Here is a 26,756-nt window from a genome sequence, read left to right as displayed (position 1 = left end):
CCTTGCTTACGTCAATCGCGTCGACGAACCGTCGCATCGGCAAACCCTTTCTGTACAAAGAAATTTGTCCCACAGCCTTCATGGCTCTGTGGGACTTTTTTTGCTATAGTTTTGTTGAACCAGTCAATAGTCAACTGCCTATGCCGTCTTCTAGTAGTAATGATCTTGACGTTAGTAGGTTAATGACTCATTGCTAATCCACTATCGACTCACGACCGCACGGCGACCCTGTATATTATGGCTTTATTTGGCTTATTCTCGAAAGAAAAAAAAGAAACACTCGACAAAGGGTTAGAGAAAACGAAAGACAGTTTTTTCTCGAAACTTGGCCGAGCCGTCGTTGGCAAGTCGACCGTTGACGAAGAAGTTCTTGACGAAGTTGAAAACGTTCTGATTTCGTCGGATGTAGGCGTTGAAACGACTGTTAAGATTATTCGTCGAATTGAAGAACGTGTTGCCCGCGATAAATACATGGGCACCGACGAACTCGACCGAATTCTTCGCGAAGAAATTGCCGCGTTGCTTTCAGATAATAACACCTCCGACGTCCCGGATGACTTTGATTTACCCGTTGGCAAAAAGCCGTATGTAATTATGGTCGTAGGTGTCAATGGTGTAGGTAAGACCACGACAATTGGCAAACTAGCCGCCCAATTCCACAAGCGGGGCAAACAGGTAGTGCTCGGCGCAGGCGATACGTTCCGGGCAGCAGCTGTTGATCAGCTCAAACTCTGGGGTGATCGCGTAGGTGTGCCGGTCATTTCGCACGGTATGAATACCGATCCTTCAGCTGTAGCATTTGATGCGGTGAAAAAAGCAACCGATATGAATGCCGATGTGGTCATCATCGACACAGCTGGTCGACTTCATACCAAAATCAACCTGATGAACGAGTTGACCAAAATTAAACGGGTTATGCAAAAGGTTACTCCTGATGCACCGCATGAGGTTCTTCTCGTTCTTGACGGATCGACCGGTCAGAATGCGTTTATCCAGGCAACAGAATTCACTAAGGCAACGGAAGTTACAGCACTCGCTATCACTAAGTTAGATGGTACAGCTAAAGGTGGCGTAGTTATCGGCATTTCGGATCAGTTCAAAATTCCGGTTAAATACATTGGCGTCGGTGAGAAAATCGAGGATTTACAAACTTTCAATAAAATGGAGTTTGTGGATTCGTTCTTTAAGAAATAATGCGCATCTCATCCATCTTACTGGCTTTACTTCTTGGCTTTTCATTGACGACCTGTGCCCAGAAAAATCACCGTCGAAAAATAACAAAATCGATTGCTGTTCAGGGGATTTGTGGAACCGTACTAGTAAAGCGAGGTAATCATATGCCGGGCCCAGATTCTCCAAAGTCTAACGCTACCGGTTCTCCTGTTGAGCGTGAGGTACTTATTTTTCCATTGTTGAATATGAGCCAGGTGGAAGCAGGGGATAACGGCTTTATTAATTCCGTTGGAGCAGCCAAGCCTATTAAAACTATTAAATCAGAGAAAGATGGTACGTTCTGTGTCAGCCTGCCCACTGGACGCTATTCGGTGATCGTGCAGGAACCGAAAGGCTTATATGCCAACTTGTACGACACGAAGAACAATATTTTTCCAGTGACTGTCGAGAAAAATAAGACAGCACAGATAAAAGTTGAGATTACGCATCAGGCAGTGTTTTAATTTAACGCGGACAGTCCGCCGGAGCGGAAGAAGCGCTTTTGAATATAAATCGCGGGTTTCCACCCGCGTTACTAATGAAAACCAAAGGAGTACGTACTAATAAAATCAATATTGTCACGCTTGGTTGCTCAAAGAACCTTGTGGATTCGGAGGTGCTATTTACGCAACTCAAGGGCAACGGTATGAACGTGACGCACGAATCGAAGAAAGATGACGCCAACATTGTCGTGATCAATACGTGCGGTTTCATCGACAATGCCAAAGAAGAGTCGATCAACACGATTCTGCGCTATGTAGATGCCAAGGAAGCAGGCATTGTGGATAAAGTTTACGTAACGGGCTGTCTTTCGCACCGGTACAAAGATGAACTCGAAATCGAAATGCCGACCGTTGATGCCTGGTTTGGTACCAACGAGTTGCCCCGAATGCTGAAAACCCTTCGTGCCGATTACAAGCACGAACTCGTTGGCGAACGACTTCTGACAACACCAGCCCACTACGCTTATCTGAAAATTGCCGAAGGCTGCGACCGGCCTTGTTCGTTCTGTGCCATTCCGCTTATGCGTGGTGGACACGTATCGCGCCCGATGGACGAGCTAGTAACAGAAGCGAAATCCTTAGCCCGACGTGGCACTAAAGAGTTGATTTTAATCGCTCAGGATCTGACTTACTACGGCCTTGATCTCTATAAAAAACGAAATCTCGCTGATCTCATAAACCAGCTGGCCGATGTAGAAGGTATTGATTGGATTCGCTTACAATACGCCTATCCATCGGGTTTCCCACTTGAAGTATTGGACGTCATGCGCGACCGTCCAAACGTTTGCAATTACCTGGATATGCCGCTGCAAACCGGCTCGACTGAGTTACTGAAACTTATGCGTCGAGGCATTACACGCGAGAAAACAGAGGATTTAATTCATACCATTCGCGATCGAGTGCCTGGCATCACGCTCCGTACAACATTGATTGTGGGTCACCCTGGCGAAACAGAAGCCATGTTTGGCGAGACTTACGAGTTCGTGGAACGGATGCGTTTCGACCGGATGGGCGTGTTTACCTACTCGCACGAAGACCAAACACACTCGTATACGATGCCAGACGATGTTCCAGACGAAATCAAACAGGAACGCGCCGATGAGCTGATGGAACTTCAGCAAGGCATTTCGCAGGAACTGAATCAACAGAAAGTTGGCCAAACCTACAAAGTGCTCTTTGATCGAAAAGAAGGTGGTTATTTCATTGGCCGCACAGAAGCAGACTCGCCCGAGGTAGATAACGAAGTGTTAGTACCTGCTGCACAGTACGTCAGGCAAGGAGATTTTGCCAATGTGCGGATTGACCGCGCTGAAGATTTTGATTTATACGGGGAGATTGTTTCCTAAGTTTTATAAACCCGCAAGTGGATCGAGATATACAACCCGAACCTTGCGGGTTTTTCCGTTGTTGAGCCGAATAAATCCCAACCCCCGCCCATCGCATGGACTGTCAGTACCTGCCGCTTACCTCAACCGGCCAGTTTTCGTCACTATTCCTCGATTACATCAACAAAAAAGATAGTTTAACTCCTTTTTACAATCGTTTTCCAGAGGTAGCTGCTTTTGGCGGGCAGATAGCCGATAAGTCATTTGATACATCAAAACGACAGGTTTTAGTAGATGCGCTTGAGCGCCAATATCAGACTATTACCAACAAACCTGATTTTTCAATCCTGCTTCAGCCCAATACGTTTACCGTCACGACGGGTCATCAACTGAATATTTTTACAGGGCCACTCTATATCGTTTATAAGCTTATTACGACCATTAACCTGGCTCGAAAGCTGAAAGAAACCTATCCCGATTACAATTTTGTGCCGGTTTACTGGATGGCGACCGAAGACCATGACTTCGCCGAAATCAACCATTTTTCGATGTTTGGTAGAAGTTACGCCTGGCAAACCGAACAGCGTGGTGCCGTTGGGCGCATGAATCCAAAGGAGCTAAAAACGCTGTTTGCTGAAATTCCCGAAAAATTAACGCTGTTTGAAGAATCCTACCTCAAGCAGGATACACTAGCCAATGCTGTCCGGTATTACATCAATGAGTTATTTGGAGCCGAAGGCCTGGTCTGTTTAGATGCCGACGATGCCGCACTCAAGGGCGTTTTTGCCCCCGTTATGCGTGATGAACTTATAGAGCATCACTCAGGTGAGTTGGTTCAACAAAAAACGCAGGCGCTGGAAGCGCTAGGCTACAAAACGGTTATTACGCCACGCGATATCAACTTGTTTTATCTGGATGACCAACTTCGTGAACGTATTGAACGCAAAGAAGATGGCACCTACAAAGTAGTAAATACCAAGCTAAAGTTTTCGGAAAGCGAGTTGCTGGGCATATTAGACGAACACCCCGAACGATTCAGTCCGAATGTCGTTCTGCGTCCGCTCTATCAGGAGACTATTTTACCCAATCTGGCCTATATCGGCGGACCATCGGAAGTACCTTATTGGTTACAGTTGAAAGGAGTTTTCGAGCACTTTCAAACGGCATTCCCCATATTGATGCCGCGTAACTTTGCCATGTACGTTCCATCGGTAAGCGCAAAACGTATCAGCAAGCTTGGTCTTACCCCCGAAGAACTCTTCCAGGATACGCTTACGCTTAAGCACGCTTACGTTGAACATCATTCCCGGCACGCACTCAAGTTCGACAACGAGAACAAAACCGTAAATAAAGCGCTGGATGCTATTCTACACAAAGCGCAGATGGTTGACCCAACGCTCGAAAAGGCAGTTCTGGCCGAAACCAAGCGGTTTGCCAACGCTGTTGCCCGACTCGAAAAGAAAATGCGACGGGCCGAGGAGCGAAATCAGGAGACGGGTGTTCGGCAATTATTGACGGTTAAAAACGAGCTTTTTCCAAACGGTGGCTTGCAGGAGCGGAACGAAAACTTCCTAACGTTTTACCTGAATGATCGCCATTTCCTCAAAAAAATGCTGGCCGCTTTTAATCCATTCGATTACCGGATGCAGCTTTGTTTAGAGTAAAATCGACAGATAGAAGTCGGTCGTGAGTGTATGAACAAAGTTGACCTACGTCGCGAGTTTCTGACCAGGCGGAAAACCCTGTCGTTGGATGAAGTTAATCATCGGAGTCAGGCGATAGCGCAGCTTTTTCTAGACTTTCTAACTCAGAATGGATTAGCTTTCAATCCGCTCCTTATTCATACGTTTCTGCCGATTCAGAAGCAGCATGAAGTTGATACGTGGTTGATCATTAACTCAATCTGGCAACAGTTTCCGCAACTAAAATTTACTGTTTCGGTAACTGATATTACGTCTAATCAGCTTACCCACTACCCTTTATACGCAGACACTCGCTTACAGAAAAACCGCTGGGACATTCCCGAACCGATTGATGCGACTCAGCAGTCCGCCATTGACAACCAGTTAATTGATCTGGTTCTTGTCCCACTCCTGGTCTTCGATAAACGCGGACACCGCGTTGGTTATGGCGGGGGCTACTATGACCGTTTTCTGGCCGACTGTCGACCAGACTGTTTAACGATGGGCCTTTCGCTATTCGATCCAGTCGAACAAATCGACGATATTGAGCTTACTGATATCAGACTGGATGCCTGCCTTACTCCTAAACAGCTATTTAGCTTTAATTAACAACATCTAATCGGCATTAGTAATATCTAATCAAAGTTTATTTATATTTTAATATAAGGAATTCCTAGTTGTTATTAACTTTCTAAAAAGAACAACGACTATGAAAAAAGTTCTGCTTTTACTCCTCTTAGGCCCGTTGCATGTATGGGCGCAACAGGACAGAATACCTCCTCCGGTTTCTGCCGAGAATCTTAAACCCATTGAAAGCGACCTGGTTCCTGCCTACAATAGTCGCTATGGGACTAGCATGCGAACGCAGTATATGTATGATGGACTGGATGTTCGACATGCAAAAGACCTGGGCCCATACATTCTGGCGTCTAATAACCCTGATGCAATTCGCGAATTCAACAGCTATTTAACCAGTCGGCATGCTGGTGGATGGTTAATTGGCGGAGGACTCATAGCATCAGGTGTAGGTCTGATTGTGGGTATTTCCAATGATCATTCTGGAGAGGCCAACAAGGGTCCTTATTCGTCAACGGGCGTTGTCAGTAACGGAACCATATGCTATGGTTATTGCAATTCTGTTCCAGACCGGACAAACCAGGCGGCCGTAAAAGCAGGAGTAACAACCTTGTTTTCGGGTTTGATCGTGGCTGCCATTGGCGCCTATATGCTACGCCCAGGCCCACATCTTCGCCGATCTGTTCAGTATTATAATCGTTCTCTTAAACAGCAGGGCATCTCCTGGCAGTTAACGCCTTATTCGTCGCTGTCAAATTCAGGCGTAGGACTAGTTGGCCGATTCTAACTTTTTTAGAATATACTTCCTGTGCGTCAAAGTTTTGCCGTACTTTTGCACTCCAAATTGTAGGGCGGGTAGTCCGCCATTGCGGGGAAACTCGCTTTTTATTAACCACTTAAACGCGGATTTCCATGGCTTCGGCCAACCGTCCGCATTACTAAAATGAAAATCGCAGTCGTTGGCGCCACAGGCCTGGTCGGTGGCGAAATCCTGAAGGTTCTGGCAGAACGGAACTTCCCTGTATCTGAACTCATTCCCGTCGCTTCCGAGCGGTCGGTTGGTAAACAGGTTGAGTTCAAGGGTAAACCGTACACAGTCGTAAGCTTCGAAGATGCTATTGCTGCCAAACCTGCCATTGCGATTTTTTCGGCTGGCGGTGGCACATCGCTGGCGTTGGCTCCCAAGTTTGCCGAAGCAGGTATCATCGTTGTCGACAATTCGTCGGCCTGGCGTATGGACCCAACCAAAAAGCTGGTTGTTCCCGAAGTAAACGCCGATACGCTTACGCCAGAAGACAAAATCATTGCCAACCCAAACTGCTCGACCATCCAGATGGTGGTAGCGCTGAAACCCTTGCATGATCGCTACAAAATCAAGCGCGTTGTTGTATCGACCTACCAGTCGGTAACCGGAACGGGGAAAGCAGCAGTTGACCAACTTTTCGCTGAACGCGCAGGCAATACTGATGTAGCGAAAGTATATCCGCACCCAATTGACCTGAACGTACTGCCACACATCGACGTATTCCTCGACAACGGCTATACGAAAGAGGAGATGAAAATGGTCAATGAGACCAAGAAAATTATGGGTGATGACTCCATTCAGGTAACGGCCACGACGGTTCGGATTCCAACGATTGGGGGCCACTCTGAAGCCGTTAATATCGAATTCGAAAGTGAATTTGAGCTAAGCGATATTGTTAATATCCTCAGCAATACCGAAGGCGTTATCGTTCAGGATGATCCAGCCAACAAAATTTACCCAATGCCCTTGACGGCTCACGGTAAGGACGAAGTATTTGTTGGTCGTATCCGTCGTGATGAAAGTCAGCCCAAAACACTAAACATGTGGATCGTGGCTGATAACCTCCGCAAAGGCGCGGCAACTAACGCGGTTCAAATTGCAGAATACTTACTGAAACACAATCTGGTTGAAGCAGAGCCTGTAACTGCCTAACCAGTTATCCTGACTAAAAACCAAAAGTCCCATTCGGCTTGCTGCTGGATGGGACTTTTGGTGTATATTGATGTATGAATATGACGCCAATTATTCAACTCAACGACCTTTACAAGTCGTACGGATCTACACCTGTTCTGAAAGGTATTAATTTGAATGTATCGCCCGGACAGGTTGTGGGATACATCGGCCCGAACGGTGCCGGGAAGTCTACGACGATCAAAATCCTGATCGGCATGCTACCCGATTATGCAGGCGAAGCAACGGTTTTGGGTATGGACGTAAAAACCAACTCGCTCGAAATCAAACGTCGAATTGGCTACGTTCCTGAGAATGCAGCCTTATACGATACGTTGACGCCAATGGAATACCTGCAATTCATTGGGCAGCTTTATGGTTTAGAGACCGGGCAAATTGAACGAAAGGCGCTTGACTTGCTCCGCTTATTCCAACTCAATGATTACACAAATGCCCGCATGACAACCTTCTCGAAAGGTATGCGCCAGAAAGTGTTGCTCATTTCGGGGCTTCTGCATAATCCCGACGTTATTTTTCTGGATGAACCATTGTCCGGTTTAGATGCCAACGCAGTTGTGCTTGTCAAAGAAATTATCCGTCAGTTGGCGAACAGTGGCAAAACGGTTTTCTACAGTTCGCACATTATGGACGTAGTGGAAAAGATTTCGGACCGGATTATTATCATTAATCAGGGCCAGATCATTGCCGATGGCACCTTTGCTGAGCTGCAACACCAACGTCCCGAATCACTCGAACAACTGTTTGCTGAACTTACCGGTAGCGAAGGCCAGACGGGTGTTGCCGAGGAGTTTATTCATACCCTGAAAAACTAACTCGTATGACACCCATTATTCTCTGGCTACTCGACCGTTTGCGACCGCTGTTCAGAACAATGGGGGCTGATTATGGTCAACTGCGAGCTATTGTGCAGGTCAAACTAACGATGGACAACCGTCGAAGCTTTGTTAGTTTGGGACGTTATGGCAAACAATCTGAGGAAACGAACAACAGTTTTATTCGTATTCTGGGCATTTACATGCTCGTTGGTGGCTTTATCGCGCTAGGGATACTGTCCTTTCCCGAGCAAGATCGGATGTTCTTCCCGCTCACGCTGCAATTTTCCTATACCATGGCGCTATGTGCCATGACACTCATCTCCGATTTTTCATCGGTCATCCTCGATTCATCGGATAACCAGATTATTCTACCTCGCCCTGTTAGTAACCGCACGCTCTGGTTAGCCCGCGTCGTACATATTTCCAGCTACCTTTTCACCATTGCGCTCTCCTTGTCGCTCGGGGCGATTTTTATTCTATCGAACCGTTTTGGTGCGTTGGCGGGCGTATTAATGCTAGTACTAAGTCTATTATCAGCCGTGCTGATGGTATTCCTGACCAATGTGTTTTACCTGGTGCTGATGCGTTTCATCAGTGAGGAAAAGCTGCGTGAGGTAATCAATTATTTCCAGATCGTAATGGCAATTCTGGTCTACGGCGGGTATCAGTTATTACCACGTTTGATGGACCCAAAAACGCGACTGACTCAGGCATTTGAACACCAATGGTGGCATTATCTGGTTCCGCCGATGTGGATGGCGGGGGCAGTCGATACCGTTGTTCGACCAGCGATTGACCAAATGCACTTGATTTTTCTGGCGCTTGCTTTCATAGCACCTTTCGCCGGCCTCTGGTTCATGAACCGCTTTCTGACATCCGATTTCACGCAGAAACTAAGCGGGCTCGATCAGGAAAGCCGCCCGGTTGTGTCAGCTGTCTCGGCTCAGGAAACGCGGCAAACTCGTGTAGGCTGGGTAGAGCGGTTCGCAGACTGGTTCACGACTAATCCACTCGAACGGGCTGCTTTTGCCTTTACCTGGCGTGTAACTGGTCGCGACCGCAAGTTCAAACTCAAAACGTACCCACAGTTGGGATTTGGGCTGGCGTATGTGGTTGTTATGTCGATTCAGGGACAGACCTTCGGTTCGAGTAGCTTCTTTTATCTATTTGCTCTGTACTTCGCCAGTATTTATGTGATGGTAGCGCATTACCAACTCGGCGTTTCAGATAATTATCGGGCTGCCTGGGTCTACGGTAGTGCTCCTATTCGCGAACCGGGCGCTATTTTATCAGGCTCGCTAAAAGCTTTGATCATAAAACTTCTGACTCCTTTCTACCTTTTACTATCAGCTTATATTCTCTATCGATACGGCACCGATAAGATTAGCGACGTACTCCTGGCGTTCTGTAATTCACTGGTAATGTTAGTAAGTTCGGCTCTCCTTTCAACCCGGTACATGCCCTTCTCAACGGCACAGGATGCGTTGAAGCAAAACATCACCGCTCGTGGACTGTTGATTGGCATCGTTCTGGGGATAGTCGGTTTTTCGCATTATGGCCTGACGTTTGTGCCATATGGCGTTTGGCTAGCCATTCCTGTATCCATTGCCGCTTTCTGGCTATTGTTCAATCAATACAAAAAGACAGGCTGGGACCAGGTCGTTATGGGCTAGAAAAAAAAATGATTAAACACAGAGGTACAGAGATCACGAAGTTATAAAATATTTATTTTGAGCCATTTATTCTTATGTCGTCTCTGTGGTTAATCATTTTTTTCCAACTCTATGAAAATACAGTTTCCTCTTTTTCTGCTTTTCATTGCCTGGACGGCAGCCGCACAAACCCGAAATCCTGCGAACAAAGCTATTTATCTGGAAGATGTTTCCTGGACTAAAGCCCGCGAACTTCTCACGCCCGATGCTGTCGTTGTCATTCCACTGGGCGCAGGGTCAAAAGAGCACGGTCCGCATTTGCCTTTAGCTACCGACTACCTACAGGCCGAAGGTTACGCCAAAGAAATAGCGCTTCAGCGAAAGGTGCTCATTGCGCCCATTGTTAGTTATGGATTTTATCCTGCTTTTCTGAAGTACCCCGGCTCCACGAGCATCAATTTCGAAACCGCGACTAGTACTGTCGTGCAGATTGTGCGAAGTTTAGCGGCTTATGGGCCGAAGCGATTTTATATCGTCAACATAGGCGTCAGTACAACGCCGACTTTAGTGACGGCGGCTAAGACCCTGGCTGAGGAAGGAATTGTACTGTATTTCAGTCGCTATGATCGGCAAGGATTTGTGCAGGCCGAACAGCCTTTCCGTACCCGGTCGTATAGTGGTCACGCCGATGAACTGGAATCGTCCAATCTGCTCGCGCTACGTCCCGACCTGGTAGACATGAGCAAGGCCGTGAATGATTCATCAATGAAAGGAAAATCGGGTGGAATGACACCCGTGATGATTGCGGGTGGAAACCTGAACACCAGTGGCATCAATGGCTATGCCGCCCTGGCTACGGTAGAAAAAGGTCGAAAGGGAATGGCTTCCTTTGCCAAAGAACTCATTCGGGAAATTGACAGTGTAAGCACTTGTGCTTTACCCAAAGCTGTTGATAGAACAGCACTTTACGCAGCGTATGTGGGTAACTATGTGGATAAATCGGGAACAGAGTTGGTAATTAGCCAAAAGGATAACAAACTCTACTTCTTATGGAATAAGATCGACACGAGCAACTTCTTCCATTTATACCAGGACGCTCCAGACAACTTCTCCTCGATGAACCTGAATGTGTTGTTTATTCGCAACGACGCAGAGCAGGTAACGAAAGCGTGGTGCCAGTTTCGGGGAACCTCTTTTTGGGTAACGAAGTCGAAGTAAGTTCTGATCATACACAATCATGCGTAGAAAAGATTTTCTAAAAATAGGCGGCATGCTGGCCGCTACGGCTTCTCAAACAAGGTTGTACGGTAGCCCGATTAGTAAAGCCAGCCCAACTCATGGCCCAGTCGATTTCGTCCATGATGGCTTGTTGCTATCGCCGAAAGAATACGCAGCCCTGTTGATGAAATTGGCTGACGAAGGAAAAATCAAAACCGATTACTACTCTAATGGTGGCGTCGTGGAGGAACTGGAAGCAAAATTCGTCAGCCTTCTCGGGAAAGAATCGGCGGTTTTTATGCCGACTGGTACGTTGGCCAATCATATTGCAGTTCGTCATCTAGCCGGGCAAAATCGTAGGGTTATCGTCCAGGAACAGAGTCACTTGTATAATGATACTGGCGACTGTGCCCAAACTTTAAGCGGACTTACGCTTATTCCGCTGGGCGTAAATTCGGTCGAATTTAGTCTGGACGAGCTGGATAGTGTTGTCAAAAAAACACAAGGTGGCCGTGTAGAAACGCACATTGGCGCTATCTCTATCGAATCGCCGGTAAGGCGTCAGAAAGATCAGCTATTTCGGTACGAGAGCGTTCAGAAGATAGCCGAATACGCCAGAAGCAAAGACATAAAGATGCATCTGGATGGTGCCAGACTTTTTGTCCAGCCCGTGCATAACAACGTATCAGTTGTTCAGTACAGTGCGCCGTTTGATACGGTTTATACCTCACTTTGGAAGTGCTTCAACGCAGCATCGGGAGCGGTATTAGCGGGTACCAAAAGCTTTACGACCAACTTATTTCACGAACGCCGGATGTTTGGTAGCGGGTTGCCTGCCGCCTGGGCTTTTGCCGCAGTAGCCTTGTATTACGCCGACAGCTTTGCCAAGGATTATAAACAAGCGTGGACGAACGCGCAACAGTTATTCGGTCTGCTTCAAAAAGACGAACGGTTTAGCGTCACGCAGTTTGAGAACGGCTCACACATTGTTGAGCTGACCTTAAAAAATGCCAACCCAACACGTTTTAGAGAAGCTCTAGCCAAATCGAATATCGAACTGTCTGCTCCTACAAAAGCTAGCTTTTTACTAAAAGTTAATCCCTCCTTAAATCGAATCGCTCCTCAAAGTCTAGCTAGCCATTTTATAGAATCACTTAGCTAGCATGAATTCACTAGTTCATCGCGTCGATATCGTCGGAAAGGCATTTATACAAGGTTGAGCTTGTAGTTCCTATTGCTCCTACACGCCCCAGAGCTTGATAGAAATCGTATAGTTCGCGTTAAACTAGTAACTTAGAGCTATCAATTTTATCAAGTCCACCCAACCAACCTGTATAAACCTGCTTATGAAAAAATATAGTCTACTTCTACTCTTAACAAGTCTACTAATAGCCTGTAATCCGCCTGTTGGGCCTGATGTAGCTGGTTCGGTAGAGGGACTCTATCAACTTGTCGATTATCGGTCACCAACAGTAATTGATCTTGTTCCAAGTGGAACCTTAAATGCCATCAAGATTGATAATCAACATGTGCTTATTACTGTCACCGGTATGGTTGGTAAAACTAAAATTAATTATAAGCTCCCTAGTGTTTTAGTTACCAATATTGATCGGACTACCACAAGCTTAACCGTAAAAGGCAAGAGTGTAGGTCAGATAGTAGATAATGGAACTAGTCTTTATGTAAGTTTAACGCCTGCCCCGAACATAACAATAGGTGCTATGGTGTTTTAGTCAGAACGGTTTAAACAGGATTCTACACACTTCAACAGCTTATCTAAGCGACTCATAAACAAGTATATGGTGAAACAAAAGGAATCAATCACCTTTGTATCATCAACTAAAAACAACAACTACTGAAATGAAAACGAATCTTCTGAAAATTAACCGCCCAGCCCGGCCCCGCATCATCGAAATCGGTGGTCCGGTAATCGGTCAGGTTGGCCGCAGCACCTACCGGATGCGTGGACGTTAAGCCAATCGCATTGTATAGCAGAAGCCCCCTTCGTTCGCGTCGGGGGCTTTTTTGTTGGTATCTGTTGTTTTCAATTGCGGTAGTACCTCTTATTTTATATACACTTCTTTATTTAGCATTGGGCAGTTAATTGAGATAAACTCGTGGCTTCTGAACGAGCGTAATACCAACCGGAAATGCAAAGAGTGTGCCTTCGGGTCGGCAAACAACAGATTTTCTCGACCAACGGCGTTAATCCAGCAGGTTGGGTATTGGATATTATTAAATGTGTTGTTTGGCAAAATAAAAAACCGCTTATTGAAAGAAGGGTTTCCTTTGCTGAGTAAATGCGCCTATTAATCAGCTATATAAATCCTCACAATTCAAACCATGCTAAGCCGAAGAAACTTTATACAGAAAAGCGTTCTGGCAGGAGTTGGCCTTTATACAGCGCCTAAAAGCTTGTTGACCAATTTGAATGAACAAATCGTCATGACGGTGAAAGGACCTATCCGACCACGCGATATGCAGTTCACGTTAACCCACGAACATGTTCTGGCTGATTTTATAGGCGCGGAAAAATATAGTCGCGATCGGTATAAAGTCGACGAAGTCTATGCCCGAGCGCTTCCCTTTTTACAGGATGTGAAGAACAAAGGCTGCGTTACGTTTATCGATTGTTCCCCCGCTTATCTGGGACGTGATGTACAGCTGCTCAAACGCCTGGCAGACTCAACCAAACTACATATTATTACGAATACGGGGTATTATGGAGCGGTTAATGAACGGTTCTTACCCAAACACGTCTATACGGAAAGCGCTCGTCAACTGGCCGATCGCTGGATAGCGGAATGGACGGATGGGGTAGAAGGCACTGGCATCAAGCCGGGATTTATTAAGACAAGTGTCGATCAAGCTCCTTTGACAGTTGCCCAGCGAAAAATTATCGAAGCTGCAGCGTTAACTCACCTGGCTACCGGCCTAACAATTGCTGTGCACACCGACAATGGCGAAGCAGCCAACGAACAGCTCCGTATTTTAGCCGATAATGGCGTAGCGCCTTCGGCACGAATCTGGGTACATGCACAAAAAGAGCAGAATATGGCTTTTCATATAGACGCGGCAAAACGTAAGAGCTGGGTTTCTTATGACGGTGTTAATCCAAGAAGCATAAAGGATGACGTAACCTTTCTGCAAAGAATGAAGGCAAATGGCCTATTGAACCAGGTGCTGGTATCGCAGGATTCTGGCTGGTACAATGTCGGCGAACCCAATGGAGGCAACTATCGGGACTATCTTACCATTTTTACGTTACTTATTCCATCCCTAAAACGAAACGGTTTTTCAAGCCGGGATATCCATACTCTATTCGTGGAAAATCCGGCAAACGCCTTCTCAATTCAGGTAAGGAAACTATAATAAAAGGCCTTCAAAAAGGAAAAAACACAAGTTTAAGTAGGTTTTATACCTCTCCTGATTTAGTACTATATAAAGTCAAGAGGTATGCTGAAATCCTTCTCTATAACCACGTTAACAGGCGCTTTTCTGGCGGTTGTCTTATCGGCCTCCATTGGATTTGATCCAGTCCATCAAATTCGATTGCAATCAACTTACGTTGCGGGCGATACCTTACCCAAGGTTAAACTTCCCGAAGGTGCTGATCCCGAAGATCCCGACTGGAAAGGGATCGATTTGACCTCTAAAGAGCCGGTTTTACCTTTAAAACCGGCTGAAGAAGCCAATCTTTTTCTGTTGCCGCCGGGCTACAAAATTCAACCCGTTCTGACCGAACCCGCTATTCAGCAACCCGGTGCCATTTCTTTCGATGCCAACGGGCGAATGTATGTGCTGGAACTACGAACATACATGCTCACAGCTGATTCGAAAGACGAGTTGCAGCCTACGAGCCGGATTTCCAGATGGGAAGACAAAAACAACGATGGTGTCTACGAAACCGGAACCACTTTTGTCGATAACCTGATTTTCCCCCGCTTCGTGTTACCCTACGGTAAAGACTGTATTCTCACGATGGAATCTGATGCAGACAATGTCTACAAATACACCGATACCAACGGTGACGGCAAGGCCGATAAGAAAGAGTTTTTTACGAATAAATACGGTCGGTCGGGCAATGTAGAGCACCAGCAGGCTTTCATGTATTGGGGCATGGACAACTGGCTCTATAGCACGGTAAATGCTTTCCGTATTCGGGAAACACCCAACGGCATTATTCGTGAGAAAACGGGCGCTAACCGGGCTCAATGGGGAATTACGCATGATGATGATGGTAAACTCTGGTTTCAGGGCGGAGCCATTGGCTTGCCTTCGCATTTCCAGTTCCCGATCCAATATGGCAATTTCGATGTACCAGGCGAGTTTGCCAAGGGCTTTGATGTACCCTGGGGAGCTGCCGTCAAAATTGCCGATATGCAGGGAGGTATGGATGAAGTCCGCCAACCTGACGGCTCCCTAAACCATGTAACAGGCTCGGCTGGTAATGACGTATATCGCGGTGACAGACTACCCGCCGAATTGAAAGGACAATATTTTTACGGCGAGCCCGTCGCCCGAATTGTTCGTCAGGTCAATCCTGTTGTTACCGAAGGTTTGACTACGTTGCACAATGTTTATCAGGATCAGAAATCAGAGTTTCTGCGTTCGACAGACCCCTTATTCAGACCTGTTGATATGACCACTGCTCCCGATGGCACTCTGTACATTACTGACATGTACCACGGCATCATTCAGGAGGGGCAATGGACTCAAAAAGGAACGTACCTACGGACAAAAATTGAGCAGTATCAACTCGATAAAGTTGTGGGCTTGGGGCGTATCTGGCGTATCACCTACGAAGGAAAGGAACGCGATAAAGTCCGCCCAAATATGTATGCAGAAAAGTCGATTGATGTGGTAAAGCACCTAACGCATCCTAATGGCTGGTGGCGGGATGCCGCTCAACAAGTACTGGTGCAGCGAAAAGACCTCTCTGTGGTGCCGCAACTAACTACTATGGCGCTAACCGACAAAAATCCGTTAGCCCGAATCCACGCTCTTTGGACTCTGGAAGGGCTTGGCGCACTAAAAACAAGCGTGGTGCAAAAAATGGTACAAGATGTCAACCCTCGTCTACGCATCCAGGCGCTTCGGGCAAGTGAAACTCTGTATAAAGCAGGCGATAAAACGCTGGCAGCTACTTATAAACGGGCATTGGCTGATGCCAACACCGACGTGCAGATTCAGGCTATGCTCACCGCCAAGTTTTTAAAACTGCCTGATTTGGAGAATGACATCAAAACCGTAATGGCCAGCAACAAGGCAACGGGTGTCAAAGTGATCGGAGAACAAATTCTAACGCCACCCAAGCAACGAAACATGGGACCATTTGGCGCGCCAGAGTTGAGCGCTACGCAGAAGGCTCAGGTAGAACGTGGCGCCCTGGTATACAACGAATTATGCTCGCAGTGCCACGGAAACAACGGCATGGGCACTCCCGCTGGCAACGGGCGACTACTGGCCCCAGCCTTAGCCGGGTCAGTCCATATCCAATCGCATCCAGACTATGCCATTCGAGTTGTTCTACATGGGCTGGAAGGCCCTATTGAAGGCAAGACCTATGCAGGTGGGTTAATGGCCAGCATGAAAGAGCAGTCGGATGAGTGGGTGGCAGATGTGCTTTCGTATATCCGGAATGGCTTGTCAAACGATGCGTCATTGATTTCTCCACAACAGGTGGCTGCCGTTCGCAAAAAAACGACAGGCCAGCAGGGCGCGTATCAGTATGCTCAATTGTCGAAATTAATTCCGTATGAAATTCAGCCCCAATCGTTGACGGTTACAGCCAGTCATACAGCGTCGACCCGTATTGGTGGGAATGTATCACCAGCCACAGCCTTCACTTACGAAGGCTGGTCAACGGGAGTTAGCCAGCAAAAAGGCATGTGGTACCAGATTGAGTTTCCTAAAGAAGTAAATCTGGCCGAATTACAGTTCACCTCGCCCCAAACGATCAAAAAAGGCTGGAAACCAAAACCCGGTCAGTCTTTCGCAACAATGACTATTCCGTTCATTCACAACTACCCACGCGCCTTTACAATATCGGTGTCCTCGGATGGCCAGAATTGGCAACCGATTCAAACCGAAACGAAGGGTGTCGCCGGAGATAACATTATTTTGCTTAATGGCGCGAAAGCCAAATTTTTAAAAATGCAATTGAGCGAAGGTCTAGCAGACGATTCGGATGAAATCCCCTGGTCAATGGGTCATTTGAAAGTGTTTGCCCAATAATCAAACCTTTGATTTTTATCAGCCAATCAATACTAAAACATGGAAAATAAGCCAACACGTCGTCAGTTTTTGGGTGCCACGGCAGCACTTGTTTCAGGAGCAATTATAAATAGCAACCCGCTTTTTGGTTCACCCGCTATTATCCGTAATCTGGGCACGCCGAATTCGTTAATTAACGGCGTGCAGATTGGCGTCATTACCTACTCGTTTCGGGATATGCCTGACCAAAGTGCCGAAGCTACCCTGCAATATGTTTTGGATAGTGGCATCAGTGCTATTGAACTGATGGGTGGCCCTGCCGAATCATATGCTGGAGCGCCCAAAAATCCGGTCAATATGCAGACAATTTTTCCATTGATGCGGAAACGACGCGAAAATCAGCCGCTAACTGAAGATGAGCAAAAAACGTTAGCAGAAGCCGATGCACAGACGAAAGCCTATCGGGCCGAAGTAGCTAAATGGCGACTTTCTGCCCCTATGGACAGGTTCGAGAAGGTTCGTAAAATGTTCAATCAGGCTGGCGTAACGATCTATGGCTTCAAGCCTGATGCGTTCGGGATGCAGAATTCAGATGCCGATATTGACTACGGAATGCGGGCGGCTAAAGTCTTAGGTGCCAATCAGGTAACGGTCGAACATCCAGGGAACGATGCACAGACACTCAAACTAGGAAAAATGGCCGAGAAACACGGTCTACGGGTAGGGTATCATGGGCATGAGCAACAAACGCCCACCTTCTGGGATACCGCCCTGGCGCAATCGCCGGGTAATGCCATGAATTTTGATTTAGGCCATTATGTAGCAGCTGGTCAGCCCGATCCACTAGGCCTGATTCGGCAAAAACATACACGCATTGCGAGCATGCACATCAAAGATCGTCAGCTACCGGCTAATGGTAAGGGGAATTTACCCTGGGGGAAAGGGGATACGCCTTTGCTCCAGGTGTTGACACTAATGCGCGAACAGAAGTATACATTCCCGGCTACAGTCGAATTGGAGTACCAGATACCAGCAGGTTCAAACGCAGTAGCCGAAGTAAAAAAATGCTTAGACTTTTGCCGGAATGCCTTAAGTTAGGCATTGAGGTCTCCCCATTTTTTTACGCAACAGCACTATCTAATCAAGGCTTCCAGTTGGCGTCATAGCACGGTTGTGATACGGCGTCAAATGGAAGCCTTTGCATGAGAGCGGCCAATTAATAAACAGAAGAAGCCGGAATTTGCTCAGCCTTCGAGAAGGCTGTCTGGTAGTCTGCTTTAATCTTCGGCAGTTCAGCTCGTTTGCCTTGTAGGCTCAGTGCCTTATGAAGGCCCACTAAAGACCAACCATTCCCCGGATGATGAATCAGATCCTGGCGATACACGGCTTCTGCTTCCCTCTCCTTATGCATGGCAAGCAAATACGCCCCTAAAAACTGCCGGGCGGGTAAGGGCCAGTCGCTAGGTTCCGTATAAATTAATTGATCTTCAAGAAGGATTGCTTTTTGAAGGCTTGATACAGCCTGCTCATAACTTTTGTCGGCAAAAAATATGAAGGCTTCCAGAATATGATCAGCAATCTGAGCCACTGGAAGTGGGGCATTGAAGGGAATACGTCGCTTTTCAAGAATCGGATCTTTTAGAGCTTCCCCAAGCAGTTGTCGCTGCAGTCGGGCTTCGGCCGTTTTTCCAATACCCACAAGCGCCATTCCTCGTGAGAAATGATCTAACAGGGTGGCATAAGCCCAGTTCTCAGCGGGTTTCTCCGATGCTAAAATCTCATTCCATTTACCCAGCCTAACCTGTGTTAGCGAGGGCATCATATAGAGATATTGATCGTAGGGATTTGCGGCCAGCGGAGAGACAGATCGGCGGCAGCGCAGGGCGTCTCTTAGTCCAACCTGGTACATACCACCCGTCAAGGCACAATACGTCTGTACAGCAAAATAATGGGGCGAATGTTTCACCAGACCCAGTTGTGTTACCAGAGAATCATACCGTAAAAGATTTTCGGCCGCTTTGTCATTGACCATCACCCCTTCCTCAAAAAGGCCATTGCGTTGGTATTCATGACTCGCCATATGGACCATATGTGCTACACCAGAAAGCTGCGTCTTAAGCTTGTCGGCATTGGCTAGAGCTACCTCAGGGTGATTGGATGCTTCAGTAAGATGAATATGATAATGTAAGGCAGCCGGATGATTTGGGTATTGTTTCAGCACATTTTCACTTAGGGTAACCACTTCCTGAGTCCAATCTTTAGGCTTACCATCGCTCGTCCAGAAATCCCAGGCGTGTATCAGCATAATCGCGTCTACGTAGAGCATTTTAATATCCGGATCATCAAATTCGGTGAGGAGTTGCCTGGTAGCCGACGCATAGGCCAGATTGAGTTTTTTCCGTTCAGTATCAGCTGGGTCAGCAGAATACCGGGTGTTCATTACCTGAATCAGCTTTTTTTCTTTCGGATTGGCGTAAGTGGCTAGTTCGTTCATACGCGTCAGAATAGCGTCCATACCTGGCGGAACCGTATAGGTGTGAGCCGCATTATAATAGGGGCCTCCTGCCAGTGCTTGTCCCCACCAGGCCATCGGACAATTGGGGTCCAATCGCGCTGCTTCTTTGAAAGAAGCCATGGCCTCTTTCATATGATAGCTATAATACATCGTCAGGCCCTGATCAAAATAAAACTGGGCACTATCCTTTGTCGTAGAAATCTTGTAGGAATAGTTGCCCCAACCCGGCAGAGGAATCATAAACTTGCCGTTTTCCATTCGATTGACAGGGCCATCGGCTCCATATCCGCAAACGGGAATGCCTTCGTTTGTTTTCAGAACTAAGCTCCTAGCTGAATTAAACAAAATTAATGTCACTAAAAGGGCAGGTACTGACGTTAGCCGGATCAGTTTGTGACGTTTCATATCAGCCAGATTTGATGAGTATGGTTTTAAAATTAGCCAGGCTCCTCGTATAGTAGCAAGGAGCCCATTTAAGTTAAGATATAAACTAGTAATAGGAAAGCATGAAGACTTTTATTAAGCGGCCTGGTTCATGATTTTTCGACCAAGGTAGTTTCTTCCGCGTACGGGACAAATGATATAGCTACACGTCTTGTACGGCTAGCAAAAGATGCCTCTATTTTAAAATTATCATCAAAAAAATAAGTAGTAAAAACAACCGCTGAGGCTGTGGGAGTTAGCGCATTTAGTTTCCTAAACACTTCGCCAAATAATCAATAAGTTACCATTTGTTAATTCAGGGAACTAAATTAGGCTTGATTGCAGGCTTTCAAATTGTTAGTCTGCAAGCTCTTATGGGTTAGATGAAACGTTGGCGCTACTAGTGCCAACGTTTTTTTAATGTGTCCAAAATACGCTTTCAACGTCTTAATAGTACCAACGTGAATCTAACCCATAAGATCACTTTCATCACAAAGCAAGTATTAGCCCTGTCCGAGAAAGGACAGGGTTATTTTTTTGCACAAAAAACCACTTTATCCCTAATGCACATTAGTTAAAAACAAATTCAGAAATTCTGCGGGACTATATTGGTTCGCGTTAGTTATCTGTCTGATAATCTATCATTCGCGATAAATAACTCAACGCATGAACGTCAAAAGCATATTCGGTATCATTCTCACACTACTCGGTTTGGGTGGCCTGATTTATGGAGGAATGGATTTTACAAAAGGCGGGGTAGCCCAGGCATCCTTTGTATACCTTATTCTTGGGGGAATTTTCTTCTTTGCCGGAATCAGCCTGATTCGCGGAACAAAAGCTTGATTAATTATTGGGTTATTGGTTATTGAATTATTCGTTCAATAACCAATAACTACCTCAAATACACTCCTATTCGACTCTCATCGCTGAGCACAACATCCACGTGTTCAGTTAAGGTCGTACTTAATTCATACCCTTTATAATCGGCAGCAACCGGGTAGCGAGGGTGATTCCGATCAATGAGAACCGCTACCTGAAGTTTTCGGATGGGAATACTCAAAAAAGGTTGCAAACTAAACGCCAACGTCCGCCCTGTATACAACACATCATCTACGACTACGATTACTTTATCCGTGAAATCAGCAGCCGAACGGTCATGATGAACAACAGGCTGGGCTATCTGCAATTTGTCTAAGCTAAGCTGAATCAAATCGACCGAGAAAGGCGAGATTGTTCGCAATTCACGTGCCAATGCCTCAGCCAGTATATACCCTTCTCCCGAAATGCCCGCTAATAACAGGGCTGTTTCTTCAAAGTTATTTTCGTAAATCTGAAAGGCTATCCGTCTGATTTTCTGATATATCTGCTCAGAATTCAGGATAAGTGTTGACTGGGCGGTGTTCATGCGCGAATCGGCTAAACGATTTAGAGCTGCAAAGATGGCAAAAAAGAAGCTAGTCGGCGAAATAACTAATTGAGTTGGTTAGTTGGCACAATTTTCGCCATTAGTCGTACAAAATAACCTCTTCTTTGACCAGCTATGTACACAATTATCCACTTTACTTTTGGGCTGTTCCTTTGGATACTGCCTGGCAAACCGATTATAGAGACCGATATTACGCAAACCGTGAGTACATCGTTACGTAGTGGCGATGCCGGTCGATTATCAGCTCGTTTTGCGAAAACTATCGAGTTAGTTATTGACGCCGAGAAAATTGAATTTTCGGCAGTTCAGGCGACGCACGCTGAATTAATTTTACGGTCTTTTTTCCGAAAGTACCCGCCACATCGATTTGATTTTGTTTATCGTGGTGCATCAGATCGCTTGCGCTACAGTACAGGAACGTATGAAACCGACGGTCGGACGTTCTCTGTCTATGTGCTCATGCGTCAGACCTCCGACAACAACTACGTCATTAATGCGCTGCACTTTAGAAAAGAATGAGCCTGATAGGTATGCTCTATGATGTACGATGTATTGCAAAATGCTGAATGTCCTACATCATATATCCTACATTCTACATCATACATTGTAAATCCCCTGTATCTTTGCACTTTCATGTAGAGGTACTATGATTGTTAAGACTAAAAAGTACGCATTAGACCAAAAAACGTACATCAATATTGCCCTTCGGCAGTGGGTGAAAGATAACTGGAAATGGGCATTTGTGCCCTTGGCGTTGATTCTGCTAAATGTTGTTCTGAGCCTGACGAAAGTCTACCCCAACTATTGGATTTACATCGTGATTGTTGTGCTTACTATTCTGTATGTGCTGTTCTGGGCTGTGCAGATTACGGGTATTGCTCAAATGGAGCAAAGCAAGGCGCTATTTCAGAAGTACGTTTATGAAATCGACAGTCGCCAGATTCTGATGCGGATTAATGCTAAAGAAGGCGGCATTTTGAAATGGAGTCAGATTGACAGTGTTATTAAGGATAAAGACGCTTATATTCTTTTTCTGGACAACGCTGAAGCAATGACGAATGTAAAGGCAAACTGGCTGGCTAAGACGGTTACAAAAGGACTAGCCAAAGCGCAGTTTTTATATCTGCCGTTTAACATTTTCACCAGCGACAACGATCTGCGGTTTACCGAGGCCCTCCTGAAACGCAAAGGCTTATTACCGGGTAGTGTTCCTGCCGAAGCAGTGAAATAAGACTGTTTTTGTTATTGAGCACAAAGCCACAGAGAACACAGAGAAAAACCGGTTGGCGGTCATTCTGTGTTCTCTGTGGCTTTGTGCTTATCTCAATTCTTAAACTTGCCCACACGCATGAAACATTCGCGCGTTTTACTCTCTCTTTTCTTTTTTCTATTTAGTGCTGCGGCATTTAGCCAAACCAAGAAGCTGGTTACGCTCGATGACATTTGGGGGCGCAATGCAGGCACCTTCGCTCAGCGTACAGTTGAAGCGGTTAATTGGATGAAATCCGGTGGATTTTATACGACCCTTGATGGTGGTAAAATTGTTAAATTCAACATCACAACTGGCCTGCCGGTTGAAACACTATTCGATGAACGACAGACTAATGTGGCAGGTAAATCAATTCATATTGACGGGTATCAGCTATCGTCCGATGAGCGAAAGCTACTTCTAACAACACAGGAAGAACCAATTTATCGCCGATCAAGTAGGGCTGAATTTTACATCTACAGTCTGACAACAAAGCAGCTAACTCTGCTTAGTCGCGCTGGTAAACAGCAATATGCTAGCTTCTCGCCCGATGGTAAACGAGTCGCTTTCGTTCGTGACAATAACTTGTTTGCGGTAGAGTTAGCTAGTGGTAAAGAAACAAAACTGACATCCGACGGGAAACGCAATGCCATCATTAACGGCGGAGCCGACTGGGTTTATGAGGAGGAGTTTAGTATGGCACGCGCCTTTGAATGGTCTCCCGACAGTAAGCACCTGGCCTGGATTCGGTTCGACGAAAGTCGGGTACCCGAATATGACATGCAACTCTGGGGTGGCCTGTATCCAGTCGACTATCGCTTTAAATATCCCAAGGCAGGTGAAGCCAATTCGTTGGTGTCAGTTTGGATTGCTGATGTGCTGACGGGTAAGAAAGTGCAGGCACAAACAGGGGCGGAAACGGATATCTATTTGCCAAGAATTCAGTGGACAAAGAACGCTAATTTGCTGTCGGTTCGCCGGATGAATCGGCTTCAGAACAGACTCGACTTACTGCACATCAATGCCACCACGGGACAGGCTCAAACGATATTGACCGAGACGAGTGCCACCTATGTTGATCTGGAATTTACCGACGATTTAACCTACCTAAACAATAGTAAGTCATTTATCTGGAGCAGCGAACGGAGTGGCTATAAACACCTTTATCTGTATGACCTGACGGGTAAACTTATCCGTCCAATTACATCGGGCAACTTTGAGGTGGCAACCGTATCGGGTATTGATGAGAAGAGTGGCACGATTTTCTTCTCATCGACCGAAGCTTCTCCACTGGAAAGGCATCTATACAGCATTGGGCTGGATGGTCAGAACAAACAGAAATTATCCGTAAAGCCAGGTACGTACACCGCTAATTTCAGTCCTGATTTTGCCTACTATCTGCTGTATCATACAGCAACGAATTCACCTGTAACCGTTAGCCTACGCGATACTAAAACCACTAACGATCTTCGTGCTCTGGAAACAAATGATGACTTAAAAGCGCGCTTAGCCTCTTTCTCCGTTTCTCCGAAGCAGTTTTTTCAAACCAAAGCAGCCGACGGCTCACCGCTCAACGGTTGGATGATTCGTCCTACAAACTTCGATAGTACGGGTACAAAAAAGTATCCGATTTTGATGTTCGTCTATGGTGGACCTGGTTCGCAGACGGTTAAGAATGAATGGGATAGCCGTGATTTTTTCTGGTATCAGACGCTGGTTCAGAAAGGTTACATCATTGTGTCTGTCGATGGGCGAGGCACTGGCGCACGAGGAACGGCCTTTCGTACGTCGACTTACGCGCAATTGGGCAAACTCGAAACTGAAGATCAGATAACAGTGGCTCGTTCGCTCAAAACTCTGCCTTATGTTGATCCAAACCGTGTCGGTATTTGGGGGTGGAGCTATGGTGGTTATATGACGGCTCTCTGCATGACCTTAGGCGCCGATGTGTTCAATGCTGGCATATCGGTAGCACCCGTTACAAACTGGCGATTCTATGATACCATTTACACTGAACGCTACCTCAAACGTCCTCAGGAAAACGCAGCCGGTTACGACTATAACTCACCGGTAACGCATGCCTCCAAACTACGTGGACCCTACCTGTTAGTTCACGGCACTGGCGATGATAATGTGCATTTTCAGAATTCGATTGCGTTTGAGAATGCCCTAATTGAAGCAGGGAAACAGTTTCAGTCATTCTATTATCCCAACCGAAATCACGGTATTTACGGCGGCAACACCCGTATGCACCTGTATCAGATGATGACTGATTTTGTAGAGAAGAATTTGTAAATTTTAAACGCAAAGAGCGCAAAGTATTGCCGCAAAGATCGCTAAGAGTATATGCGTGCTCTTTGCATTTAACATTTCCCAGCTAATGAATTTCAAAACTATTCGAGTCGGAGTAGTGCAGGCAACTCCAGCCCTGTTCGATTTGGAGAAGAGCGTTGATCTGGTTATTGACTGGCTTGAAAAAGCAGCTCAGGAAGGTTGCCAGTTGGTGCTATTTCCCGAATCGTTTATACCCTGTTATCCACGTGGATTAACGTTCGATGCTATTGTTGGTCGACGCACCGACAAAGGCCGTAGCGTATGGTTAGATTATTGGGCAAACAGTCTGGAAGTTGATTCGACACAAACGAGCCGAATTCAGGAAGCCGTAAAAAAGGCAAACCTGTTTGTCGCGTTGGGTGTAACGGAAAAAGAACCCATTGGTGGAACGCTCCATTGCGCACTCCTTTATTTTGGGAAAGATGGGCGTTTATTGGGGAAGCATCGAAAACTAAAGCCAACTGGACTAGAGCGCTACATCTGGGGCGAAAGCGATGGTAGCACATTGGTCAGTTTTGACACGGAAGTTGGCAAATTAGGCGGACTCATCTGTTGGGAAAACTACATGCCATTGGCCCGAACTGCCCTCTATCAGCAGGGCATCGAAATTTATCTGGCACCCACTGCCGATGCTCGCGACTCCTGGCAAGCGACCATGCAGCATATTGCCCTGGAAGGTCGTTGTTTTGTCTTAGCCAGCAATCAGTTCGTCAGAAAAGTCGACTACCCTGACCGCTATCAAGCCGACTTGGCCGATGAACCGGAAATTATGAGCCCTGGTGGAAGTGTCATTATCTCGCCCATGGGCGAAACCTTAACGGGCCCTCTCTGGAATCAGGAAGGATTGCTGATTGCCGATCTTGACTTTTCGATATTGGCGAAAAGCAAATTAGACTTCGATTGCGTCGGGCATTATGCACGAAATGATGTGTTCAACTTGACGGTCACGAACCAACCACCTATACAGAAAATTGCTGATTACGACTAACATAACATACGCCATGTCTCCAAAGATATGGCGTATGTTATGTTAGTCGTAATCAGCAATTTGACCCTATCTGACGCTTATTTCGCCTGATCGGTGAAATCGACAACCGTTACTTCGGCTAGCCACGGGCCAACGATGGTACCAAATTTTTTGTGAGCCGGATGCGGTAAGTAAGCATCCCGATCTTTCTCGTTGTCGAAAGTCAGAATGAACGCATGTGTCAGCCCTTTATTAAGTTTTTCAGGACTGTTATTCGTGCCCCACTTAAATCCTTTGATCTCTTTTATTTGCGATGGTAGGGCTTCGAAGGCGGCTACAATTTCATTCACTTTTGCAGCCGTTGTTTCGGGCTTGAACTTAAACAGCACAATGTGTTGAACGGAGGTTGATTTCATGGTTTTTACAGGTGGATCGCCAGCAGGCGTGTGAGCGTATGTTGTGACAGAGAGCAGGGCTAAAGCCACAAGGGTAAGAATATGTTTCATAAAGAATAAAGAGTTTGGATGGCAAAGAAAATAAAAGTGCCACCCTACTACAAAGGTGGCACTTGTCTGAACCGGGATTTAGTTGATTTATGGATTTACAGGATTTTGCTCTCAGACAGTAGCAGTAAACAAAATCAGATT

The 26,756-nt window shown here is 46.3% G+C and carries 23 protein-coding genes; 20 read left to right on the top strand and 3 right to left on the bottom strand.

The genetic code is table 11. The features are described 5' to 3' along the window. Nucleotides 1–237 precede the first annotated feature (237 nt). The 15 genes from ftsY to GO755_RS24455 all read left to right on the top strand — a co-directional run bounded on the left by ftsY (nt 238) and on the right by GO755_RS24455 (nt 18,293). A complete protein-coding gene (gene ftsY / locus GO755_RS24530; RefSeq protein ID WP_157587949.1) occupies nt 238–1,194 on the top strand; it encodes a signal recognition particle-docking protein FtsY in 957 nt (318 codons plus the stop codon). Then, entirely contained in the window at nt 1,194–1,676 is a 483-nt protein-coding gene (locus tag GO755_RS24525) for a hypothetical protein (protein WP_157587948.1), read from the top strand. Before ftsY ends, GO755_RS24525 begins: the two co-directional genes overlap by 1 nt. Before the next feature lie 74 nt (nt 1,677–1,750). Beyond that, on the top strand, nt 1,751–3,061 hold the full coding sequence (gene rimO / locus GO755_RS24520) for a 30S ribosomal protein S12 methylthiotransferase RimO (RefSeq protein WP_157587947.1): 1,311 nt from the start codon (nt 1,751–1,753) through the stop codon (nt 3,059–3,061). 95 nt (nt 3,062–3,156) lie between these two features. Next, entirely contained in the window at nt 3,157–4,704 is a 1,548-nt protein-coding gene (gene bshC / locus GO755_RS24515; protein ID WP_157587946.1) for a bacillithiol biosynthesis cysteine-adding enzyme BshC, read from the top strand. A 30-nt stretch (nt 4,705–4,734) separates the two neighbouring features. After that, nucleotides 4,735–5,331 (top strand): 5-formyltetrahydrofolate cyclo-ligase, encoded by a 597-nt coding sequence (locus GO755_RS24510; RefSeq protein ID WP_157587945.1) that lies wholly within the window; start codon nt 4,735–4,737, stop codon nt 5,329–5,331. A gap of 100 nt (nt 5,332–5,431) precedes the next feature. After that, a complete protein-coding gene (locus tag GO755_RS24505) occupies nt 5,432–6,085 on the top strand; it encodes a hypothetical protein (RefSeq protein WP_157587944.1) in 654 nt (217 codons plus the stop codon). A 156-nt stretch (nt 6,086–6,241) separates the two neighbouring features. Next, nucleotides 6,242–7,255, top strand: a complete 1,014-nt coding sequence (locus tag GO755_RS24495; protein ID WP_157587942.1) for an aspartate-semialdehyde dehydrogenase — start codon at nt 6,242–6,244, stop codon at nt 7,253–7,255. 74 nt (nt 7,256–7,329) lie between these two features. Beyond that, nucleotides 7,330–8,106 carry an ABC transporter ATP-binding protein gene (locus GO755_RS24490; protein WP_157587941.1) on the top strand — a complete coding sequence of 259 codons (777 nt, stop codon included), beginning with the start codon at nt 7,330–7,332 and terminating at the stop codon, nt 8,104–8,106. A 5-nt stretch (nt 8,107–8,111) separates the two neighbouring features. Next, a complete protein-coding gene (locus tag GO755_RS24485) occupies nt 8,112–9,782 on the top strand; it encodes a hypothetical protein (RefSeq protein WP_157587940.1) in 1,671 nt (556 codons plus the stop codon). 111 nt (nt 9,783–9,893) lie between these two features. Continuing rightward, on the top strand, nt 9,894–10,979 hold the full coding sequence (locus GO755_RS24480) for a creatininase family protein (protein ID WP_157587939.1): 1,086 nt from the start codon (nt 9,894–9,896) through the stop codon (nt 10,977–10,979). 19 nt (nt 10,980–10,998) lie between these two features. Further along, nucleotides 10,999–12,141 (top strand): threonine aldolase family protein, encoded by a 1,143-nt coding sequence (locus GO755_RS24475; RefSeq protein ID WP_157587938.1) that lies wholly within the window; start codon nt 10,999–11,001, stop codon nt 12,139–12,141. Between the two features lie 184 nt (nt 12,142–12,325). Then, nucleotides 12,326–12,712, top strand: coding sequence for a hypothetical protein (locus GO755_RS24470; protein ID WP_157587937.1), 387 nt, complete (start codon nt 12,326–12,328; stop codon nt 12,710–12,712). A 610-nt stretch (nt 12,713–13,322) separates the two neighbouring features. Then, nucleotides 13,323–14,351, top strand: a complete 1,029-nt coding sequence (locus GO755_RS24465) for a phosphotriesterase family protein (RefSeq protein ID WP_157587936.1) — start codon at nt 13,323–13,325, stop codon at nt 14,349–14,351. An 84-nt stretch (nt 14,352–14,435) separates the two neighbouring features. Further along, a complete protein-coding gene (locus GO755_RS24460; RefSeq protein ID WP_157587935.1) occupies nt 14,436–17,216 on the top strand; it encodes a DUF7133 domain-containing protein in 2,781 nt (926 codons plus the stop codon). 39 nt (nt 17,217–17,255) lie between these two features. After that, nucleotides 17,256–18,293 carry a sugar phosphate isomerase/epimerase family protein gene (locus tag GO755_RS24455; RefSeq protein WP_157587934.1) on the top strand — a complete coding sequence of 346 codons (1,038 nt, stop codon included), beginning with the start codon at nt 17,256–17,258 and terminating at the stop codon, nt 18,291–18,293. Nucleotides 18,294–18,411: 118 nt separating this feature from the next. On the opposite strand, the gene GO755_RS24450 is transcribed toward GO755_RS24455, so the two are convergent. Continuing rightward, a complete protein-coding gene (locus GO755_RS24450) occupies nt 18,412–20,115 on the bottom strand; it encodes a tetratricopeptide repeat protein (protein ID WP_157587933.1) in 1,704 nt (567 codons plus the stop codon). A 684-nt stretch (nt 20,116–20,799) separates the two neighbouring features. Here GO755_RS24450 and GO755_RS40990 point away from each other — a divergent pair. Then, a complete protein-coding gene (locus GO755_RS40990) occupies nt 20,800–20,976 on the top strand; it encodes a hypothetical protein (protein ID WP_198174917.1) in 177 nt (58 codons plus the stop codon). A gap of 49 nt (nt 20,977–21,025) precedes the next feature. On the opposite strand, the gene GO755_RS24445 is transcribed toward GO755_RS40990, so the two are convergent. Further along, entirely contained in the window at nt 21,026–21,538 is a 513-nt protein-coding gene (locus GO755_RS24445; protein WP_157587932.1) for a phosphoribosyltransferase family protein, read from the bottom strand. 135 nt (nt 21,539–21,673) lie between these two features. Between GO755_RS24445 and GO755_RS24440 the strand changes: the two genes are divergently transcribed. From GO755_RS24440 to GO755_RS24425, 4 genes are all read left to right on the top strand, one after another. Continuing rightward, nucleotides 21,674–22,078 carry a DUF4783 domain-containing protein gene (locus tag GO755_RS24440; protein WP_157587931.1) on the top strand — a complete coding sequence of 135 codons (405 nt, stop codon included), beginning with the start codon at nt 21,674–21,676 and terminating at the stop codon, nt 22,076–22,078. Nucleotides 22,079–22,205: 127 nt separating this feature from the next. Beyond that, nucleotides 22,206–22,790: a YcxB family protein gene (locus GO755_RS24435; RefSeq protein WP_157587930.1), complete on the top strand. Its 585-nt coding sequence runs from the start codon at nt 22,206–22,208 to the stop codon at nt 22,788–22,790. A gap of 117 nt (nt 22,791–22,907) precedes the next feature. Continuing rightward, the gene (locus GO755_RS24430; protein ID WP_157587929.1) at nt 22,908–25,103 is read left to right on the top strand and encodes a S9 family peptidase; all 2,196 of its coding nucleotides are present in this window, start codon (nt 22,908–22,910) and stop codon (nt 25,101–25,103) included. An 85-nt stretch (nt 25,104–25,188) separates the two neighbouring features. After that, entirely contained in the window at nt 25,189–26,130 is a 942-nt protein-coding gene (locus GO755_RS24425; protein ID WP_157587928.1) for a carbon-nitrogen hydrolase family protein, read from the top strand. A gap of 77 nt (nt 26,131–26,207) precedes the next feature. Here the strand turns inward: GO755_RS24425 and GO755_RS24420 are convergent, their stop codons facing one another. Next, entirely contained in the window at nt 26,208–26,615 is a 408-nt protein-coding gene (locus GO755_RS24420; RefSeq protein WP_157587927.1) for a Dabb family protein, read from the bottom strand. Nucleotides 26,616–26,756 lie beyond the last annotated feature (141 nt).

Origin of the sequence: Spirosoma arboris (assembly GCF_009754945.1) — a bacterium.
Classification (GTDB): Bacteria; Bacteroidota; Bacteroidia; order Cytophagales; family Spirosomataceae; genus Spirosoma; species Spirosoma arboris.
Note: the sequence above shows the minus strand (reverse complement) of the source record. Positions and strands in the feature narration are given on the sequence as shown.

What these genes read in the sequence shown, in the direction of transcription:
- GO755_RS24475 (WP_157587938.1), top strand. Translation starts at nt 10,999, where the DNA reads ATGCGTAGAAAAGATTTTCTAAAAATAGGCGGCATGCTGGCCGCTACG.
- GO755_RS24420 (WP_157587927.1), bottom strand. Translation starts at nt 26,615, where the DNA reads ATGAAACATATTCTTACCCTTGTGGCTTTAGCCCTGCTCTCTGTCACA.
- GO755_RS24455 (WP_157587934.1), top strand. Translation starts at nt 17,256, where the DNA reads ATGGAAAATAAGCCAACACGTCGTCAGTTTTTGGGTGCCACGGCAGCA.
- GO755_RS24495 (WP_157587942.1), top strand. Translation starts at nt 6,242, where the DNA reads ATGAAAATCGCAGTCGTTGGCGCCACAGGCCTGGTCGGTGGCGAAATC.
- GO755_RS24460 (WP_157587935.1), top strand. Translation starts at nt 14,436, where the DNA reads ATGCTGAAATCCTTCTCTATAACCACGTTAACAGGCGCTTTTCTGGCG.
- GO755_RS24425 (WP_157587928.1), top strand. Translation starts at nt 25,189, where the DNA reads ATGAATTTCAAAACTATTCGAGTCGGAGTAGTGCAGGCAACTCCAGCC.
- GO755_RS24505 (WP_157587944.1), top strand. Translation starts at nt 5,432, where the DNA reads ATGAAAAAAGTTCTGCTTTTACTCCTCTTAGGCCCGTTGCATGTATGG.
- bshC (WP_157587946.1), top strand. Translation starts at nt 3,157, where the DNA reads ATGGACTGTCAGTACCTGCCGCTTACCTCAACCGGCCAGTTTTCGTCA.
- GO755_RS40990 (WP_198174917.1), top strand. Translation starts at nt 20,800, where the DNA reads ATGAACGTCAAAAGCATATTCGGTATCATTCTCACACTACTCGGTTTG.
- ftsY (WP_157587949.1), top strand. Translation starts at nt 238, where the DNA reads ATGGCTTTATTTGGCTTATTCTCGAAAGAAAAAAAAGAAACACTCGAC.
- GO755_RS24525 (WP_157587948.1), top strand. Translation starts at nt 1,194, where the DNA reads ATGCGCATCTCATCCATCTTACTGGCTTTACTTCTTGGCTTTTCATTG.
- rimO (WP_157587947.1), top strand. Translation starts at nt 1,751, where the DNA reads ATGAAAACCAAAGGAGTACGTACTAATAAAATCAATATTGTCACGCTT.
- GO755_RS24470 (WP_157587937.1), top strand. Translation starts at nt 12,326, where the DNA reads ATGAAAAAATATAGTCTACTTCTACTCTTAACAAGTCTACTAATAGCC.
- GO755_RS24465 (WP_157587936.1), top strand. Translation starts at nt 13,323, where the DNA reads ATGCTAAGCCGAAGAAACTTTATACAGAAAAGCGTTCTGGCAGGAGTT.
- GO755_RS24450 (WP_157587933.1), bottom strand. Translation starts at nt 20,115, where the DNA reads ATGAAACGTCACAAACTGATCCGGCTAACGTCAGTACCTGCCCTTTTA.
- GO755_RS24480 (WP_157587939.1), top strand. Translation starts at nt 9,894, where the DNA reads ATGAAAATACAGTTTCCTCTTTTTCTGCTTTTCATTGCCTGGACGGCA.
- GO755_RS24490 (WP_157587941.1), top strand. Translation starts at nt 7,330, where the DNA reads ATGAATATGACGCCAATTATTCAACTCAACGACCTTTACAAGTCGTAC.
- GO755_RS24440 (WP_157587931.1), top strand. Translation starts at nt 21,674, where the DNA reads ATGTACACAATTATCCACTTTACTTTTGGGCTGTTCCTTTGGATACTG.
- GO755_RS24435 (WP_157587930.1), top strand. Translation starts at nt 22,206, where the DNA reads ATGATTGTTAAGACTAAAAAGTACGCATTAGACCAAAAAACGTACATC.
- GO755_RS24430 (WP_157587929.1), top strand. Translation starts at nt 22,908, where the DNA reads ATGAAACATTCGCGCGTTTTACTCTCTCTTTTCTTTTTTCTATTTAGT.
- GO755_RS24510 (WP_157587945.1), top strand. Translation starts at nt 4,735, where the DNA reads ATGAACAAAGTTGACCTACGTCGCGAGTTTCTGACCAGGCGGAAAACC.
- GO755_RS24485 (WP_157587940.1), top strand. Translation starts at nt 8,112, where the DNA reads ATGACACCCATTATTCTCTGGCTACTCGACCGTTTGCGACCGCTGTTC.
- GO755_RS24445 (WP_157587932.1), bottom strand. Translation starts at nt 21,538, where the DNA reads ATGAACACCGCCCAGTCAACACTTATCCTGAATTCTGAGCAGATATAT.